Genomic DNA, 16712 nt, shown 5'->3' on the forward strand with positions numbered 1-16712 from the left:
GCCCTGCCATGAAGGTCATCGTCGACCTGGCCAAGTGCCAGGACCACGGCCAGTGCGCGATCGCCGCGCCCGTCGTCTTCCAGATGGACGAGGAGGGCAAGCTCGTATGGGACGGCAGCCCCGACGAGTCGCAGCGCCTCGAAGCCGAGGAGGCGGCGGACGTCTGCCCCGTCCAGGCCATCCTCATCCAGGACTGACATGCCCGCCCACATCGCCGTGGTCGGCGCCTCCCTGGCCGGCCTGCGCACGGCGGAGCAGCTGAGAACGGCCGGGCACACCGGCCCGATCACCGTCCTCGGCGACGAACCCCATCTCCCCTACAACCGCCCGCCGCTGTCCAAGGAGACGCTCGCCACCCCCGGGGACCCCTCCCCCGAGCAGCTGCACGCCTCGGTGGCCTTCCGGCGCCGGGCTCTGGTGGGCGACGTGGACTTCCGCCTCGGCCGGGCCGTCACCGGCGCCGACCTCCGGCAGCGCCGGCTGGTCCTGTCCGACGGCCCCGAGATCGCGTACGACGGCCTGGTCGTGGCGACCGGGCTGCGCCCGCGGCGGCTTTCACTGCCCGGCCCGGTGGCCGGCCGACACGTCCTGCGCACCCTGGAGGACTGCCTGACTCTGCGCGGCGCACTGCGGCCGGAGGCGAGAGTGGTGGTCGTCGGCGCCGGCTTCGTCGGCTGCGAGGTCGCCGCGACAGCGCTCCGCCTGGGATGCCGGGTCAGCATCGTGGAGCCCGCCGGGGCGCCGATGAGCCGGGTCCTCGGCGCGCAGCTGGCACGGGCCGTGCAGCGGCACCACGAGCGCGCCGGTATCCGGTTCCACACCGGCCGCTGCGTCGCCGGCATCCTCGGCCGGGAGCATGTCTCGGCGGTCGACCTCGACGACGGCACCACCCTCGGGGCCGACGTCGTGATCGAGGCCGTGGGCTCCCTGCCCAACACCGAGTGGCTGGCCGGCAACCCCGGACTCGACCTCGGCGACGGCGTCCTCTGCGACAACCTGCTCCGGGCCGCCGGCGCCGACCGAGTGGTCGCCGTCGGTGACGTCGCCCGCTTCCCCAATCCCCTCTTCGACGACCTGCCCCGCCGCGTCGAGCACTGGTCCATCCCCGCCGACACGGCCAAGCGCGCGGCGGCCACCCTGACCGCGCAGCTGGCCGGCCGGGAGCCCGACCCCACCCCCTTCACACCGATCCCCTCGTTCTGGAGCGATCAGCTCGACCTGCGTTTCCAGAGCTTCGGCTCGCCCGCCCTCGCCGACGAGGTCCGCCTGCACGAAGGCGACCCGGACCACCTCCTCGGCGGTGTGCTGGCCACCTACCACCGGCGGTCCGAGCACGTGGGCACCGTCGCGATCAACCTCCCTCCTGCCCGTCAGCGCGAGCTGCGAGAGGCCTTCACCGCCCTCACCCCCGCCGCCTGACCCTCACTGCCGCGAGGAACCCCATGACATCCACCGTCATCCCCGGCGCCACCGCGCTGGACAGGCACCGCGAACGCAACACCGACCGGGCCGCGATAGCGGAGATCCAGGCCCGCATCGCCGAAGCCGGCGTGCAGTACCTCTACTACCAGGCCGTCAGCGTCACCGGCCGCGTCGTCGGCAAGGTAGTCCCCGCCGGCCACCTGGTGCGCAACGCCGAGCGGGGCGTCCAGCTGCACCGCACCGCGGTCTCCGACCTCCAGGTCGACCGCGCCGGCAACCTGCTGGGCGGCGGCGCCGAGGCGGCCGAGTTCACCGCCGTGCCCGACCTCGACACCTTCGCCGTACTGCCGTGGGACCACAAGGTCGGCCGCTTCTTCTGCCGGCTCTACGAGCCCGACCACCGGCCCGGCGTCGGAGGGCAGCCGCTGGCCACCGACGTGCGCGGCAACCTGCTGCGGCTGCACGCCGACTTCACCGAGCGCACCGGACTCCAGCTGCGCACCGGCTGCGAGCCCGAGATGACCTGGAGCGGCCCCGGCCTGGACGCCCGATTCCGTCCCGGCTCCAGCCCGGCCTACCACGTGGACCATCTGGAGCGGTACCGTCCGATCTACCAGAAGGTCATCGGCTACGCCCGGGCACTCGGCCTGGACATGATCGAGGGCGACTACGAGGACCCGGGCCAGCTCGAACTGAACTGGATGTACGACCACGCCGACCTGACCGCCGACCGGCTGATCGTCTACCGGCAGATCTGCCGGCAGGTGGCCCGCGAGCTCGGCGTGACGGCGAGCTTCATGCCCAAGCCCGCCACCGGCATGATGGGCAACGGCTGCCACCACAACCTCAGCCTGTGGCGCGGCGACGACAACGTGCTCGCCGAACCGGGCGTGCAGGAGCTGCACCTCACCGAGATCGGACGGCACGCCCTCGGCGGCATCCTCACCCACGCCGCGGGGTCCATGGCCGTCATGGGATCCACCGTCAACTCCTACAAGCGGTACTGGGATTCCGGCCAGTTCGCGCCGTCCCAGATCAACTGGGGCATGGACAACAAGACATGCACGGTACGCCTGTCGGCCAACGGCCGGCTGGAGTTCAAGCTGCCGGACGCCATGGTCAACCCCTACCTGTCGCACGCCGTGCTGCTCGCCGCCATCGAGGACGGCCTGGACAACCGGATCGACCCGGGAGCGGCCCAGCGCGGCTCCAGCTACACCGGCGAGGTCACCTTCGCCAAGCTGCCGCTCACCCTCGGCGAGGCCCTGGACGTCTTCGCCGCGGACGAGGTTGTCAAGGCCGCGCTCGGCTCCGAACTGGTCCAGCTGTACAGCGAGTTGAAGCGTGACGAGTGGGCGCGGTTCTGCGGTGTCGTCACCGACTGGGAGCACATGATGTACGCGGAGGAGGCCCCGTGACCGCGCCGCTGCGCCTGGCCTGCATCGACTCCGAGGCCCCGCCGCTGTTCCACCTCGCCGACCCGGTGGCCGGGCGGCGCGGCTACGAACCGGCGATCGGCGAACTGGTCGCCGCCGAGCTGGGGCGGCCGCTGGAGTGGGTCTACCTGCCCTGGGCGGAGATGATCCCCGCCGTGCGGCGCGGTGACGCGGACGCCGTGCTGTGCGGCCAGGGCGTCACCGAGGCCCGCGCCGCGCTCGTGGACTTCACCCGCCCGTACGCGGTATTCCACGAATCGGTCCTGGTCCGCCGAGGGGAGCCGGTGCACAGCGCGGCCGACCTGCGCGGCCGCAGGGTCGCCGCGATCGAGGGCTCCACCAACATGGCTCTGGCGGAGACCTTCGAAGAAGCGGTCACCGTGGCCTTCGGCGGAGGCTCCGAGGACGTCTTCGGCGACATGCTCCAGGCGCTGCGCACCGGGGCGGTGGACGCGGTGGTCGACGACGACGTGGTGTTCGTCCCGCTGGGCGACCACCCGGACTTCGACCTCGCCTTCACCGTGCGCACCGGCAACCGCTGGGCCATCGGCACCGCCAAGGAGCGGCCCGAGCTGCGGGCAGAGTTGGACGGGGCACTGGACCGGATCACGGCGGACGGACGGCTGGCCAAGGCCTGGACGCGGTGGCTGTCAGGGCTCGAGTACCCCTTCGACGGCGGGGCGGAGAGGTGAGCGTGCGGCCTGCGATCCTGGTCGTCGGCCGCCGTGCCGCCTCCGTCTCCGGGTTGCGGTTCAGCGCCACGGTCGCCGCCGAGGCGGTCTGCGAGGCGGTCTTCGCGACCGGCGGCGAACCCCTCGTGCTGCACGGCGCCGACCGTGGCCGATTGCCCGACCTGCCCCGGCGGCTGTCCGGCTTCGCGGGCGTGGTGCTGCCGGGCGGCTCCGACCTCGATCCGGCCCACTACGGGCAGAAGCGGCACCCGCAAACCGCACCCGACCACGACGAGCAGGACGCGCTCGACCTGGCGGTCGCCCGGGCGGTGCTGGAGCTGGGCATCCCGACGCTGGCGATCTGCCGCGGTCTGCAGGTGGCCAACACCGTCTGCGGCGGCACCCTGATCCAGCACCTCCCGCCGGGCCCTGTGGAGCATCTGGACGCGCTGCACGAGGTCACGGCCGTGAGCGGCTCCCGGCTGGAGGCCGTGGTGGGCTCGCAGGCCTTCACGGTCTCCTCGTACCACCACCAGGCGGTGGACCGGGTGGGCCGCGGGCTGACAGTGACGGCGCGGTCTACCGACGGCTGCGTGGAGGCGCTGGAGCACACGTCCGCGGACCTGCTCGCCGTGCAGTGGCACCCGGAGGACCTGGCGGCCTCCTCCCGGCAGGACGCCGTGCTCTTCGCCGACCTGATCGACCGTGCCCGAACCCGAAAGGAGGTCGCCGCATGAGCGCGACCCTGGATACCGCCGCGGCCCTGGCCCGGCGCGACGAACTGGAGAAGCGGTTCGCCGGCCTGTCCCCGGCGACCCGGCTGTACATCGGCGGACAGCAGGTGGACGCCTTGGACGGCACGACGTTCGAGCGGATCTCGCCGCGCGACGGCCGCGTGATCGCACAGGTCGCGGCGGGTGGTGCCGAGGACGTCGACCGCGCCGTGGCCGATGCCCGCCGCGCCTTCGCAAGCGGCGTGTGGACGGACCTGCACCCGAGGCAGCGGCGGGCGGTGCTGCAGCGGCTGGCACGGCTGGTCGAGGAGCATGCCGAGGAGCTGGCGCTGCTGGAGAGCGTCGACATGGGCAAGCCCTTCACCGACGCACTGGCGGTGGACCTGCGGGTGACGGTGCAGGCCCTGGACTTCTACGCCGAGGCCGTCGACAAGCAGTACGACGAGGTGGCGCCCACCGGACGGGACGTCCTTGCCACCGTCACCCGAGAGCCGCTCGGCGTCGTCGGCGCGGTGGTCCCGTGGAACTTCCCACTGATGATGGCGGTGTGGAAGATCGCACCCGCGCTCGCGGTGGGCAACGCGGTGGTCCTCAAACCGGCCGAGCAGTCTCCGCTCACCGCACTGCGCTTCGCCGAGCTGGCCACCGAAGCCGGCGTGCCGGACGGGATCCTCAATGTGGTGACCGGCTTCGGGCCGACGGCCGGTGCCGCGCTCGGTCTCCACCCCGATGTGGACGCGATCACCTTCACCGGTTCCGGCGAGGTCGGGCGGCTGTTCATGCAGTACGCGGCCCAGTCCAACCTCAAGCAGGTGTCCCTGGAACTGGGCGGCAAGTCGCCGCAGATCGTGCTCCCCGACGCACCCGATCTGGCCGCGGTCGCCAAGGCGGTCGCCGGGGGCATCTTCTTCAACCAGGGCGAGGTGTGCTCCGCGGGATCGCGCCTGCTGGTGCACCGCTCCGTCAAGGACGAGCTGCTCGACCTGGTCGTGGAGGAGGCGGGCCGGACCGCGGTGGGCGACCCGCTCGACCCACGCACCGGGGTCGGGGCGCTGGTGGAGGAGAAGCACCTGGAGCGGGTCCTCGGCCACGTCCAGGGCGCTGTGGAGGACGGCGCGCAAGCGCTGCTCGGCGGCAGCCGGGTGCTCACGGAGACCGGCGGCTGCTATGTGGAGCCGACCGTCCTCGACCGGGTCGACCCCGGGATGCGCATCGCACAGCGCGAGGTGTTCGGCCCGGTTCTCGCGGTGATCGACTTCGAGGACGCCGAGGAGGCCGTGCGCATCGCCAACGGCACCGACTACGGCCTCGCCGCCTCGGTGTGGACACGGGACCTCTCCACCGCGCACCGGATGTCGCGGGCGGTCAGGGCCGGCACGGTCTGGGTCAACTGCTTCGACGACAGCGACATCACGGTGCCGTTCGGCGGCTATGCCCAGTCCGGCTTCGGCCGCGACAAGTCGCTGCACGCGCTGGATAAGTACACCCAGCTCAAGACCACGTGGATCAAGCTGTGAGCGGCCGCCCGGTGGTGCACCGGCAGGAGGTGGAGCCGGACGGCGCGGCCCCCGCCGGCGGCCCGCGGATCGCGGTCCTGGTCTCGCTCAACTTCCCGGAGCTGACCGAGCCGGTCGCCGATCTCGTACGGCGCTTCACCCGCACGGCGCTGACCACCCTGCACGATCTGGGCGCCCGGTACGAACTGGTGGACACCTCCGCCGACGAGCTCGGCGACCCGGCGGCCACCGCCGCTTTCGACGGGCTGCTGCTGCTCGGCGGCGGCGATGTGGACGGGGAGCTGTACGGGGCCGGCGGGCCGGTGCCCAACTCCTACGGGGTGGACCGCCGAGCGGACGACCACAGCATCGCCGCCATCCGGGCGGTGACAGCCGCGCGGCGGCCCGTGTTCGGCGTCTGCCGCGGCTCACAGCTCGTCAACATCGCCTTCGGCGGAACTCTGGTCCCCGACCTGGAGGACTACCGGCTGCACCGCGGCGGTCCGGGGCAACCGCTGTTCCTCGACGAGAAGGTGACGGTGGCGCAGGGCTCGCGGCTGGCCGGCCTCACCGGCGCCGACCGGTTGACCGTGCGGTCGGGCCACCATCAGGCGGTGGCCGCGGTCGGCGACGGGCTCGTGCCGGTGGCGCACGCCGAGGACGGGGTGATCGAGGCGGTCGAGCATCCTCGCCAGTGGGTGGTGGGTGTGCAGTGGCACCCCGAGGACCCGGACGGGTCGGACGAACACCGGCTGCGCATCTTTCACGGGTTCGTGGCCGCCTGCGGCCGATGACCCCGTGCGGCCGGAGCCCCAACACCTACGGTCCGGGCTCCGGCCGCGCGCCCGGTCGGTCCCGAGCAACATCACCGGCAGGATGTTCAAGGGCGGCGACAGGCTGTGGTCAGGATCAGTCGCCGGCGCACCTCTCCCGTGGCGGGCACACGGGCGGCGTCCTCGTGGCCGGCGTCGGCAAGGTCGAAGACGCGGCCGAGCACCGGCTCGACACCCGTGCTCCGTAGGGGCCGGACCAGGGTCAGCCGCCCAGGTTGCGCCGCAGTCCGACCGACACGGGTTGTTCGCCCACAGGCCGTTCAGCCACCCGCGGGCTCAGTGCGAGCCGGTCGCGGCCGTCGTGCACACAGCACCGGCTCTCCAGTCGCGGGCCAGGGCTTCGAAGCCGAGCGGACCGCCTGGCGGATCTGCCGGGACAACGGCTGGTGGAGCGCCTTCGGCAAGCGAAGGGGCCGCGGCAAGAACGCCAAGGCCGGCCCGCCGGTCCACGATGACCGGGTACGCCGCGACTTCACCGCCGAAGGACCGAACCGGCTGTGGCTCACGGACATCACCGAGCATCCCACCGGCGAGGGCAAGCTGTATCTCTGCGCCGTCAAGGACGCCTTTTCGGGCCGCATCGTGGGTATTCCATCGACGCCCGGATGCAGTCCAGCCTGGCGGTGAGAGCCCTGGAGTCCGCCGTCGCCCGCCGCGGCCAGGTGGCCGGATGCGTGGTGCATTCGGACCGTGGCTCGCAGCCCAGACTCAACCGGCTCGTTGAGGGCTTCGGCTGGTGTCTTCCAGCCGAGTGTTTTGCGGGGCCTGCTGTTGAGTGCCAGAGCAACGTCCTCGACCACCGTACCTGGGCCACCCGCCAGGAGTTGCGGATCGCGATCGTGACCTGGATCGAGCGCCCCTACCACCGGCGCCGGCGTCAGAAACGCCTGGCCCGATTGACCCCTGTCGAGTACGAGACCATCATGACCCCACCCGCAGCTCTGGCTGCATAAACCCCGCTGTCACCCGATCATGCAGCAGTCCCCGCCGGCCCGCCGCAAGCGCGAGGACACCGTGGAGCCGGTACGCGGCGGGACGCCGATGAGGTGGTGCGGGGCCGGCCGACTCCTCGTCGGCACCCCCCGCACCACAGCTCACCTCTCGGGCACGGCCTCCTACTTCTGGGGCGCGAGGTCTGGGCCGAGGGAGGAGAACTTCTCCTGAGAGACGATCCGCTGGGGCGGCCAGGTGATGTTCTTCGGGGGCCACTTCTGGCTGGTCTTCTTCAGGAACCACTCCGGTGGCTCGTACATCGGCGGCTCGTACCCGTCGGGCAGTGCCGTCTTCCACTGCACCCCGCGCGTACGCTCCTTGAACTCGTCCTTGATCGCCTTGAGCCGGTCGGGCTGGGTGACGAGGTCGACGGCGGTGGCCGCCAGATACCGCGCGGCCGCAAGCACGGCGGCCTGGCCGGGGGCAGCGGCGGCACAGGCCGCGGTGGACCAGGTGTGCATCTTGGTGCCGATGGGGGCGAGCGCCGCGCCCATCGAGACGGTCGGCACGTTCCAGCTGATGTCGGCGACGTCCGTGGAACCGCCGCCCAGGAAGGCCGGGTTGGGCGGGGTGAGGTCGCCTATCGCGTCGTGCATGCCCTTCTGCGGCAGCCCCAGTGACGCCTGGAGGTCCTTCGCGAGCTTGTGCGCCTCGTCGGTGAACTGGGGCGGCCCGATCTGCCGCATGTTCTCGTGCAGCAGCTCCGCAAACGACTTGGAGGGCAGCTGGTTCCAGCAGGCCGAGGTGATGCGGTGGCGCACGCTGGTCTGGCTGGCTTTCGCCGCGGCCTCGGAGACGGCGATGACCTTGTCCAGGAGCACCTGCACGCGCGCGGGGCTGCCCTCGCGAACGTAGTAGGAGATCTCGGCTATCTCAGGGGTGACGTTGGGGATGTCGCCACCGTTGTTGATCACCCAGTGGAGCCGTCCCGACGGGGCCAGGTTCTCCTCTCGCAGGAACTCCGACATGGTCGCCATCATCACGGCCGCGTCCAGCGCGCTCTTGTTGCCCAGCGGGGTGCCGCCATGGCCCGCGACGCCGAGGAAGGTGAAGGTGACGGCGGTCATCGCGGTGGTGGAGCCCCACCCGGTGGCGTTGGCGGTCGACGGGTGCCAGTCGAGGAAGGCGTCCAGGCCGTCGTACACGCCCTTGCTGACGGCGTAGGTCTTGCCGATCAGCGTCTCCTCAGCCGTCGAGCCGAAGAACTTCACGGTCACCGGGAGCTTGTGCTTCTTCGCCGCCTGCGCGACGGCGGCCGCGGCGGCCGCCGCGGCCGTGCCGAGCGCGCTGTGCCCGCAGCCGTGACCGGGGCCATAGCTGGGCGCGAAGGGATCGTGGACATACTCGCGCGGGTCGTGGTGGCCGACGCCCTTGTTCTGCGAGAGGCCAGGCAGCGCGTCGTACTCGCCGCTGAAGCCGAGCACCGGTCCGCCGCTGCCGGAGGTGAAGGTCGCGGTGAACGCGGTCGGGAAGCCCGCGGTGCCGAACTCGACGCGGAATCCAGCCTTCTCCAGGAACGCCGCCTCGGCGAGAGAGGACTTCCACTCTCGCAGTGAGAGTTCGGAGTTCTCCCAGATCTCGGAGTTGAGCCCGGTGACTTGGTCGGCGTTGGCGGTGATCCAGGCGAGCGCGGACGCCTTGGCGGGGCTGTCCTGGGCGAGGCCCGTAGGGGCGCGGTAGCCGGCGGCCGGACTGTCGTCCGCGGCGGCTGCCATCGCCGGGTCGGCCTCCGCGGTCATCGCGGCGGCGGTCACGCCGGCGGCGCCGAGGAGCTGCATGATGCGACGTCTGCTGAGTGTGGGACCGCTCATGTTCAGAGGTTCGTGCTCGTGCTCATGCTGATCGTGCAGGTCACACACATGGACCTCCGGGGCTGAGGTAGGTGTAAGCGGCAAGCGAACAGCAACATTGGCCCCAGAACTTTACTTCGTCAACATCCCGGGATGACAAAGTTGTTACTTACAGGGGGCGTCTCCGGACCAGTCGACGCAACGCGGAGGCGCCAAGCTGCGGGTCGTGCAGCGCCGCGATCTACCATGAGGCATGTGTAATGCCTTGTCTGGAAGGTGCATCACGGACCCGCCGACCCAGTGTGGTCTGCGGCCCTCTCCAGATCGGCTCGTCACCGAGCCAGCAGCTTGGCCAGGGTGATGCGGTCTTCCGGCGCCATGTGCTCTCGGACATCACGTATCTGCCGACCTCGCCGGCTGGTGGCATCTCGCGACGGTCATCGACCTGGCCACCCGTGAGGTGATCGGGTACGCGATGGCCGATCACCACCGCGCCGAGCTTGTGGTCGATGCGCTGAAGATGGCTGCCGGTCGAGGCGCTCCGAAGGAAGGCTGCATTGCGCACTCGGACCGCGGTTCGGAGTACACCTCACACGACCGCAAGTAAATAAGGGAGTTGGAGCAAGACCGTGGGACATGAGCCCGGATCGGCAGCACCAGCTGCTGGACGGAGGCCGGAAGCCACTCCAATGGCCTAGTACCACTTCGTCGGGTTGATTTGGTCTGGGATGTTCTGCTCAGCTTGCTGTCCGTGTGAACTTGGGGGGAAATAGAGATGGCCTGCCGGGGGAGTTCGCCCTTGTGCGCCGTGCCGGATTCGGCGCATGACGAGAAACTGACTTCAGGAGGGACTCGTGGGTACCCGAATAGGAAAGACCAATAGGATCACCGCGCTCATGGCGGCGCTGGTAACCGTCCTAATGGTCTCCGTCACGGCAAGCGCCCAAGCATGGAGCCAGAGCCGGGAGGATGGCCCCGGGTCCGGGCAGTCGACCTTCCCGCAAGCGGAACCGCCCCCCGGCTTCCAGTCCAAGTACGCGGAAGTCAACGGCTTCCGCATGCACTACATGCAAGGCGGCAAGGGTTCGCCATTGGCGCTGATCCACGGGTTCCCTCAGACGTGGGCCGAGTGGCGGAAGCAGATGGGCCCACTCTCCAAGAACCACACCGTGATTGCCGTCGACCTGCGCGGCATGGGCAACTCCGAGGTCACCAAGAGCGGTTACCAGACGGCGCAGATGGCCATGGACGTGCATGAGCTGCTGAAGCAGCTGAAGCTGAACAACGGAGTCCAGCTCGTCGGCCACGACATAGGTTTGTGGGTCAGCTACGCCTACGCGGCCCAGTGGCCGTCGGAGGTGCGCCGCATGGCCGTGATGGAAGCCCCTGTCCCGGACGAGAGCATCTACACCTTCCCGGCTCTGGAGGCCGATCCGAACAAGCCCTCGGCGTGGCACTTCGGCATGTTCCAACTGCCTCTCGCCGAGCAGCTCATCGCCGGCCACGAGCGCGCCTTCGTGGAGGGATTCGTCGGCGAGTACTTGGGGAACGACAAGTCCGCGTTCACACCATCCGACTACGACTTCTACGCCCAGTACCTGAAGCGGCCGGGGCGCACGACGGCATGGATGAGCGTGTACCGCCAGCTCCGCGAAGACATCCGGCAGAACGCGAAGTTCGCGGCCGAAGGCAAACTGAAGATGCCCATCCTCGCGATCGGCGGCTCGGAATCGTTCGGTGACAGTATCGCCGACCAATGGCGTAAGTACGCCGTGAACGTCGACGGCCGGGTCCTGAAGGGCTCGGGTCACTGGGTGACCGAGGAGAAGCCGCAGGAAGTGACGGCCATGCTGCAGTCCTTCCTGCAGAAGTAGGTTCCTGTCGGCAGCCGCAGTTCAGGCGCTGGACCGGTCACTCCGGTCCAGCGCCTCGTGTCTTGTCGGATGCGGCTGCTGCAGCTCAGGTGAGTGGGTCAGTGCTCCGCGAATGGAGGCCGGCCGGCCATGAGGCCGCCTTCGAGGGTGAGAGTCTGACCGGTGAGGCAGGGGGCCTGGTCGGAGCCGAGGAAGAGGACGGCGTCGGCGACCTCCTCAGGGGTAGCCGGGCCGGTGCAGGGGAAGAACGGAGTTCACGGCGTCGCGCCCGGCGTCACTGCCGGTGACGCGCTCGTACATGCCGGTTCTGATGAAACCGGGTGCGACCGCGATGACCCGCGCAGTCGGTCGCCCGGTCGGCGCCTTTACCAAGAGGCCGCGGCCGCGGGGTTCCGCGGTTGCCCGTACTCCAACTGCGCCTGCTGATGCTCCGCGCTGGGGCGATGGCCATCGCAGCGAACAACGGTTGGGAGCGGCCGATGTGAAGGTCTTCCTGGACACCTGGAACGACGTCATCGGGTGATGACGCGATGGTGTCGCACCCTTGGCCCGAGGAGCCGAGTCAGGCAGCGGGCGGGGCTGAAGCGTCCGCGTCGTTCTCTTTCTCCGTTACGTCCCACAAGCTGAGGGCAGCGCGCACGGTGCTTTCGAGTTCCGTCCTGCTGTGGCCACCCTTGGCCTGTACGGCCATTCCCTGAATCAGCGTCACCAGCAGGGCCGCCGTCGCGTCGGCGTCCAGCCCTCGAGGCAGCGGCCCGTCGACACTCGTCTCGCGCAACCGCTCGCTCAGCACGGGCCCGATCAGATCGCGCTTGCGGGCAAGCTCCTCGCGGATGGGGTCGTTGTCGGGACCGCAGGCCAGGGCGCCGTTCGTCTCCAGACATCCGGGCGGGGTCGCCTCCCCCGTGTGCAGCGTCGCGATGCCGTAGAGAAGTTTTTCCGCGATGCGCTTGGGCGTGGTCTCGGCCAGGGCTTCGACCCGGAAGTCCAGGTACTCCGAGTGGTAGAGCTGCAGCGCCTTCTGGAAGAGTTCCTCTTTGCTGCCGAAGGTTCGATAGAGGCTGGTTTTGCCCAAGCCTGTGGCTTTCATGAGGACACTCATCGAAGCGCCTTCATATCCATACTTCCAGAAGGCGAACATGGCGTTACGGAGAGCATGTTCTTCGACGAAGGTCCGCGGCCTGGACAACTCAACCGCCTTTCATTCGAGCCTGTCCGGTGAAGGGCTCATGAACCCAGGGGGTCACGCTTTTCGCGCGACCCCCAAGGCTATCACTTGGCAAGTTCCTCCATCGGCGCCGGCCGGACCGCACGCGTCTTGAGCGCAAGGCCGGCCACGGCTGCCGCCGCCAGGGCCAGGGCAACGGCCGCCCATGGAGTGCTGAGCACACCCGATCCGGCGAGGACCCGTCCGCCGATGAGCGATCCGCCGGAGATTCCCAGATTGAACGCGGCGATGTTGAACCCGGACGCGGCGCCCACCGACTCGGGCACCTCATCCTCGGCCACCGTCACCACTCCGGTCTGCACTACGGGGTTGATCGCGAATCCGAAGAAGCCCCAGACGGCGAGGTTGATCAGCGCAGCGGCCGCCGAGTGGGCGGTGACGGGCAGGAAAGCGAGCGTCGCGGTCAGGCCGAGCAACACCACGATCACGGCCTGCTTGGTCCCCAGTCGGTCCGCCAGTCTCCCTCCCCAGAAATTGCCGACGACTGTGGCGGCTCCGAAGAGGACGAGACCGACGTTGACCATGTCGTCACTGAAACCCGTCGCGGATGTCAGCAGCGGCGAGACATATGTGAAGACGACGAAATTGGCACCAAAACCCAACGCGGTGATGAGGTACATCGTCACCAGCCGGCCGTTGCGGAGCAGCCGGAGCTGGGAGAGCAGGCTGCTCGGCGGCGTGTGGGGGATCTCCTTCGGCAGAAGGGCCAGCAAAGCGATGACACTCACCGCCGCCAGCGCGGTCACGACCAGGAAAGGAAGACGCCAGTCGAATGTCTCGCCTATCCACGAGCCGAGCGGCACACCCAGCACCATGGCCACCGTCAGGCCGCCGAACATGACGGCCACGGCACCGTTGGCCTTCTCCCGCGGAACGAGCGAGGAGGCGACGGCCGCCCCGACGCTGAAGAAGACCGCGTGAGCGAAGGCTGTGATGACACGCGCCGCGAGCAGCGTGCCGAAGCCCGGCGCGAAGCCCGCCACCAGGTTTCCGAGGAGGAAGATCACCATCAGGCATATGACGAGCTTGCGGCGGTCGACCCGCCCGGTGAGCGCGGTGAACAACGGCGCGCCGATGGTGATCGACAGGGCGTACAGGCTCACCAGGAGTCCGGCGGTGGGGAGGCTGACCCTCAAGTCACCTGCGATCGACGGGATGATCCCGACGATCACGAATTCGGTGGTCCCGATGGCGAATGTCGAGATGGCCAGGGAGAGAACGCTACGCGGCATCGCCGAGGAGCTCCTTGGTGCGTGCGGCAGCGGCGGCTGCCTGGGCGATGGCCTCGTCCTGCTCCACGGAAGCGCCGGAGACGCCGACCGGGCCGATGACGATGCCGCCGTCGTCCTTGACGACGACTCCGCCGCCGAAGTTGATCAGCCCGCCGTTGGTGTGCTCGACCATGTAACTGGGCCCGTCGGGGTGCGCCACCCCGCCGAGGGCCGCGCTGTCGGTCTCGAAGAGGGCAGCCGTACGCGCCTTGCGATGCGCGACGTCGATGGTGCCGAGGACGGCCCTGTCCATGCGGAGGAATCCCGCGAGGTGCCCTGCGGAGTCACACACGCTGATGTTGACCGGCGGAAATCCCCGCTGGACGGCCTCCGCCTGCGCGGCGGTGATGAGCTTTTGTACAAGTGCAGCGCTGAGCGTCACGATGCGCCTTTCCGCGTCTGTCGGGACCCAGTTTGGTACCGATTGGTTTCAAACTCTAGGTCCGGCTGCACCGCGCGTCAAACAGCAGGTCGACGCTTGACGACCGCACCGTGCGCCCCGCCATGCCACCGTGGATGCGTCGGAAGCCGCCGCTCCGCTGTGGCCTCGCCGGCACGGCGTCCTTGTGCCGCCTGGCCCCGCGACGCCACCGCGTCACGCGCTCACCGAGCCCCGCGACCGAGGGACGGGGAGTATGCCGTAGGCGCTGAGGCGTGCTTCCTGGCCCTCTGTCCCCGACCGCCAGGGCAGCGACTGCTCGACCCGGATGACCTTGCCGTTCGTGGTGTACCGGGTGCCCCAGCGCTGACCGAGCGCGCCGCAGATCCATGGCGATCTCCACCCGCGCCGAAGTGGTACTGCCGACGCGGCCAGAGGATCTTCTCGGCCACGTCGGCTGTCGTGCCGCGCGGCGTGTGGTGCGGAGCGCCGGAGCTGTCTTTCAGGCCGTACAGGCCCGGCTTCGTAACGTCGGCGCCAGGCGTGGAACGACCTCGGGACTGGTAACCCCGCATGTTGATGTGTCGCGTATTCGAGCGTGGAGCACTGCGGTGGGTCACTCTGAGTGGCGAGCTTTCATGTCTGCTGGCCTGCCCTCGGCTTAGTTCACACGGCCGCCGGGCTGGAGAATGTTCCAGGCCGCGGTGCCGTGGCGGGTGCTCCTGTGCAAGTTTGTGTCTTGTCGGTAACACGTCTTCCAGGTGGAGGGGCTTGTGGCAGTGGGAAGGGCGGCTCGTCGGGCAGAACGCACGGCGAGAGTCGAGGCGGCGGTCGGGAAGGGTGCGGCTCCTGCAGCGCTCGATTTGCTGGAACTGGTCGAGTTCGCGTGGCACGACTGCTATGGCGACATCACGCCGAGCGAGAATGTGGTTGAGGACATCCTGACGTGCTCCCAGGGTGATCTCGCGCAGATGATCCGATTGGCCCGGCTGGCTGTCGAGGATTGGCGGGATCTACGGATGACCGCGGACGAGATCAGGTCCGCCGAGAACGGCCGCGGGACTGGTGGGCTCGCCTGCTGAGGTGTCATGTATTCCTGGGTGCGGTTGGTCCCGGTGTCACCGCGCGTGGTCGCCGGGTGCGTATCGGCTCCAGGTTCCTCCGGCTTCGGTGACCAGGCGGGTGGCTGTCTTGTCGTGGTAACCGAGGGCCTTCGCGATGACGGGGGCTGGGGCCTGGAGGACGAGTTGGCGGATCGCGGAGGTTCTGCCGCGCTGTGACGGGACGCCGATGTTCCGCAGGTGGGCTTGGAGGCTGACGGGATTCATCGGCTGTCCGGGCTGACGGCCGGGGAAGAGCCACTGTGAGCTTCTGCTGCTGGCGTAGGGGAGGTGCTGGCAGGACTGGACGTATGCCCGCATCAGGTCAGCGACGGGCTCCGGAAGCGGGGAGGGCGGGTCTCCCAGGCGGACGGTGACGGTGACTCCGTCGTCGGTCACGTCTTCGACAGTGAGGCGGACGATGCGGGTGACGGGTTGCGCGTAGAGGAGAACGAGCACGGCGGCGACCCGGGCCCGCAGGGGTAGGGAGTCGTCGTTGAGGGTCCGCCGGAGAATGGCTAGTCGGCTGTGCTGGTGCAGTGGCGCTTGGTCCTGGTTGATGACCTGGGGTGGCAGGGTGAGGTGGGGCATCCGGTTCGTCTTCATGCACCAGCGCAGGAACGTCTGGGCCGGGCGCCGGGTGGCCGGCTTCTCGGTGTGCCAGGCGTCGAGGTCGGCCTGCTGGCAGTGTTCGATGGTGCGGCCTCGGTCGGCGAGCCAGGCGAGGAAGGCGCCGGCCTGGGTGACCTCTTGTTTCGCCTGGCCGGTCTGGGAGCGTCCCAGAGGCCCCTTCTCCGCCTTGCTCCGCAGGCGCCGCATCTGGTGCCAGGTGGTGAAGCGCTGGAGATGCCGACGGTGTTCGGGGTCCTCGATGATGGCGAGCCGTTCGGTCAGCCACCGCTGATAGAGCATGAGTTGCCGGTCGACGCGTGGCAGCACGCCGCTGTCCATCAGCAGGTCACGCAGGTGAGCGACGGTTCGGCAGGGTGTTTCCTGGTGCAACTGGTCGTGGGTGAGCGGGATGGTGCCGGAGGCCAGGCCTCGGAGGAGGCGGACGACGTTGGGGTTGCGGAGCCAGATCAGGCGGCTCTTGGGCCGGTCTGTCTCCAGCAGGGCGGTGACCAGTGGTTGCAGTGAAGGAGCGACACGGCCGGTGCCGTCGTTGAGGAGTTGGCGGAGTGTGTCGGCGAGCGTGCAGCGTTCGCAGAGACGCCCGCCGAGGAGCAACCCCTCGAAGCCACAGCGGTCGCAGAAGAAGTCACGGACAATCCCCGCGCAGTCACGGCAGATCGGTGTGCCAGCGACGTCCTGGCCCGGCAACAGTCGGTCGGATCGGCAGCCGGGGCAGCAGCCGCGAACGCGCATCGCGCGTTCGTAGCAGGTCCGGCAGATCGGGCCGTCCGACCACTCGGCGGACTTCGAGGCTCGACGGCCGCAGCGTGCGCAGTCGCGGATCATCCACCGCTCGTACTCCTCCGGCGTCAC

14 protein-coding genes and 4 pseudogenes are annotated in these 16712 nt (G+C 69.4%); 12 read left to right on the plus strand and 6 right to left on the minus strand.

Annotated elements, in window-relative coordinates:
* Nucleotides 1-8 precede the first annotated feature (8 nt).
* From BZY54_RS01030 to BZY54_RS55235, 9 genes and pseudogenes are all read left to right on the plus strand, one after another.
* Nucleotides 9-197 carry a ferredoxin gene (locus BZY54_RS01030; protein WP_086722423.1) on the plus strand — a complete coding sequence of 63 codons (189 nt, stop codon included), beginning with the start codon at nucleotides 9-11 and terminating at the stop codon, nucleotides 195-197.
* 1 nt (nucleotide 198) lies between these two features.
* Nucleotides 199-1419 carry an NAD(P)/FAD-dependent oxidoreductase gene (locus BZY54_RS01035; RefSeq protein WP_086722424.1) on the plus strand — a complete coding sequence of 407 codons (1221 nt, stop codon included), beginning with the start codon at nucleotides 199-201 and terminating at the stop codon, nucleotides 1417-1419.
* Between the two features lie 23 nt (nucleotides 1420-1442).
* Nucleotides 1443-2840, plus strand: coding sequence for a glutamine synthetase family protein (locus BZY54_RS01040; protein ID WP_086722425.1), 1398 nt, complete (start codon nucleotides 1443-1445; stop codon nucleotides 2838-2840).
* On the plus strand, nucleotides 2837-3550 hold the full coding sequence (locus BZY54_RS01045) for a substrate-binding periplasmic protein (protein WP_086722426.1): 714 nt from the start codon (nucleotides 2837-2839) through the stop codon (nucleotides 3548-3550). Before BZY54_RS01040 ends, BZY54_RS01045 begins: the two co-directional genes overlap by 4 nt.
* Nucleotides 3551-3552: 2 nt before the next feature.
* On the plus strand, nucleotides 3553-4266 hold the full coding sequence (locus tag BZY54_RS01050) for a gamma-glutamyl-gamma-aminobutyrate hydrolase family protein (protein ID WP_086722427.1): 714 nt from the start codon (nucleotides 3553-3555) through the stop codon (nucleotides 4264-4266).
* Entirely contained in the window at nucleotides 4263-5780 is a 1518-nt protein-coding gene (locus tag BZY54_RS01055) for an aldehyde dehydrogenase (RefSeq protein ID WP_086722428.1), read from the plus strand. The genes BZY54_RS01050 and BZY54_RS01055 overlap by 4 nt, the downstream gene beginning before the upstream one ends.
* A complete protein-coding gene (locus BZY54_RS01060) occupies nucleotides 5777-6553 on the plus strand; it encodes a gamma-glutamyl-gamma-aminobutyrate hydrolase family protein (protein ID WP_086722429.1) in 777 nt (258 codons plus the stop codon). Before BZY54_RS01055 ends, BZY54_RS01060 begins: the two co-directional genes overlap by 4 nt.
* A gap of 402 nt (nucleotides 6554-6955) precedes the next feature.
* A pseudogene (locus BZY54_RS55230) lies at nucleotides 6956-7317 on the plus strand (transposase); the annotation flags it as partial.
* 54 nt (nucleotides 7318-7371) lie between these two features.
* A pseudogene (locus tag BZY54_RS55235) lies at nucleotides 7372-7545 on the plus strand (IS3 family transposase); the annotation flags it as partial.
* Between the two features lie 162 nt (nucleotides 7546-7707).
* Here the strand turns inward: BZY54_RS55235 and BZY54_RS01080 are convergent.
* Nucleotides 7708-9396: an amidohydrolase gene (locus tag BZY54_RS01080; RefSeq protein WP_086722453.1), complete on the minus strand. Its 1689-nt coding sequence runs from the start codon at nucleotides 9394-9396 to the stop codon at nucleotides 7708-7710.
* A 362-nt stretch (nucleotides 9397-9758) separates the two neighbouring features.
* On the opposite strand from BZY54_RS01080, the pseudogene BZY54_RS01085 reads away from it, so the two are divergent.
* Nucleotides 9759-9967, plus strand: a pseudogene (locus BZY54_RS01085) (DDE-type integrase/transposase/recombinase); the annotation flags it as partial.
* Nucleotides 9968-10433: 466 nt separating this feature from the next.
* Nucleotides 10434-11249, plus strand: a complete 816-nt coding sequence (locus BZY54_RS01090; protein ID WP_244216884.1) for an alpha/beta fold hydrolase — start codon at nucleotides 10434-10436, stop codon at nucleotides 11247-11249.
* Between the two features lie 98 nt (nucleotides 11250-11347).
* Here BZY54_RS01090 and BZY54_RS55240 read toward each other — a convergent pair.
* The 4 genes and pseudogenes from BZY54_RS55240 to BZY54_RS01110 form a co-directional block, all read right to left on the minus strand.
* Nucleotides 11348-11467 (minus strand): annotated as a pseudogene (locus BZY54_RS55240) (hypothetical protein); the annotation flags it as partial.
* 344 nt (nucleotides 11468-11811) lie between these two features.
* The gene (locus tag BZY54_RS01100; protein ID WP_208640507.1) at nucleotides 11812-12390 is read right to left on the minus strand and encodes a TetR/AcrR family transcriptional regulator; all 579 of its coding nucleotides are present in this window, start codon (nucleotides 12388-12390) and stop codon (nucleotides 11812-11814) included.
* A gap of 131 nt (nucleotides 12391-12521) precedes the next feature.
* Nucleotides 12522-13709: an MFS transporter gene (locus tag BZY54_RS01105; protein WP_086722432.1), complete on the minus strand. Its 1188-nt coding sequence runs from the start codon at nucleotides 13707-13709 to the stop codon at nucleotides 12522-12524.
* On the minus strand, nucleotides 13699-14130 hold the full coding sequence (locus BZY54_RS01110; RefSeq protein ID WP_086722433.1) for a GlcG/HbpS family heme-binding protein: 432 nt from the start codon (nucleotides 14128-14130) through the stop codon (nucleotides 13699-13701). The genes BZY54_RS01105 and BZY54_RS01110 overlap by 11 nt, the downstream gene beginning before the upstream one ends.
* Nucleotides 14131-14888: 758 nt before the next feature.
* Between BZY54_RS01110 and BZY54_RS01115 the strand changes: the two genes are divergently transcribed.
* Nucleotides 14889-15209 (plus strand): hypothetical protein, encoded by a 321-nt coding sequence (locus BZY54_RS01115; protein WP_208640508.1) that lies wholly within the window; start codon nucleotides 14889-14891, stop codon nucleotides 15207-15209.
* Between the two features lie 36 nt (nucleotides 15210-15245).
* Here the strand turns inward: BZY54_RS01115 and BZY54_RS01120 are convergent, their stop codons facing one another.
* Nucleotides 15246-16712, minus strand: coding sequence for a hypothetical protein (locus tag BZY54_RS01120; protein WP_244216885.1), 1467 nt, complete (start codon nucleotides 16710-16712; stop codon nucleotides 15246-15248).

It is taken from the genome of Streptomyces carpinensis, assembly GCF_002154505.1.
Taxonomy (GTDB): Bacteria; Actinomycetota; Actinomycetes; order Streptomycetales; family Streptomycetaceae; genus Streptomyces; species Streptomyces carpinensis.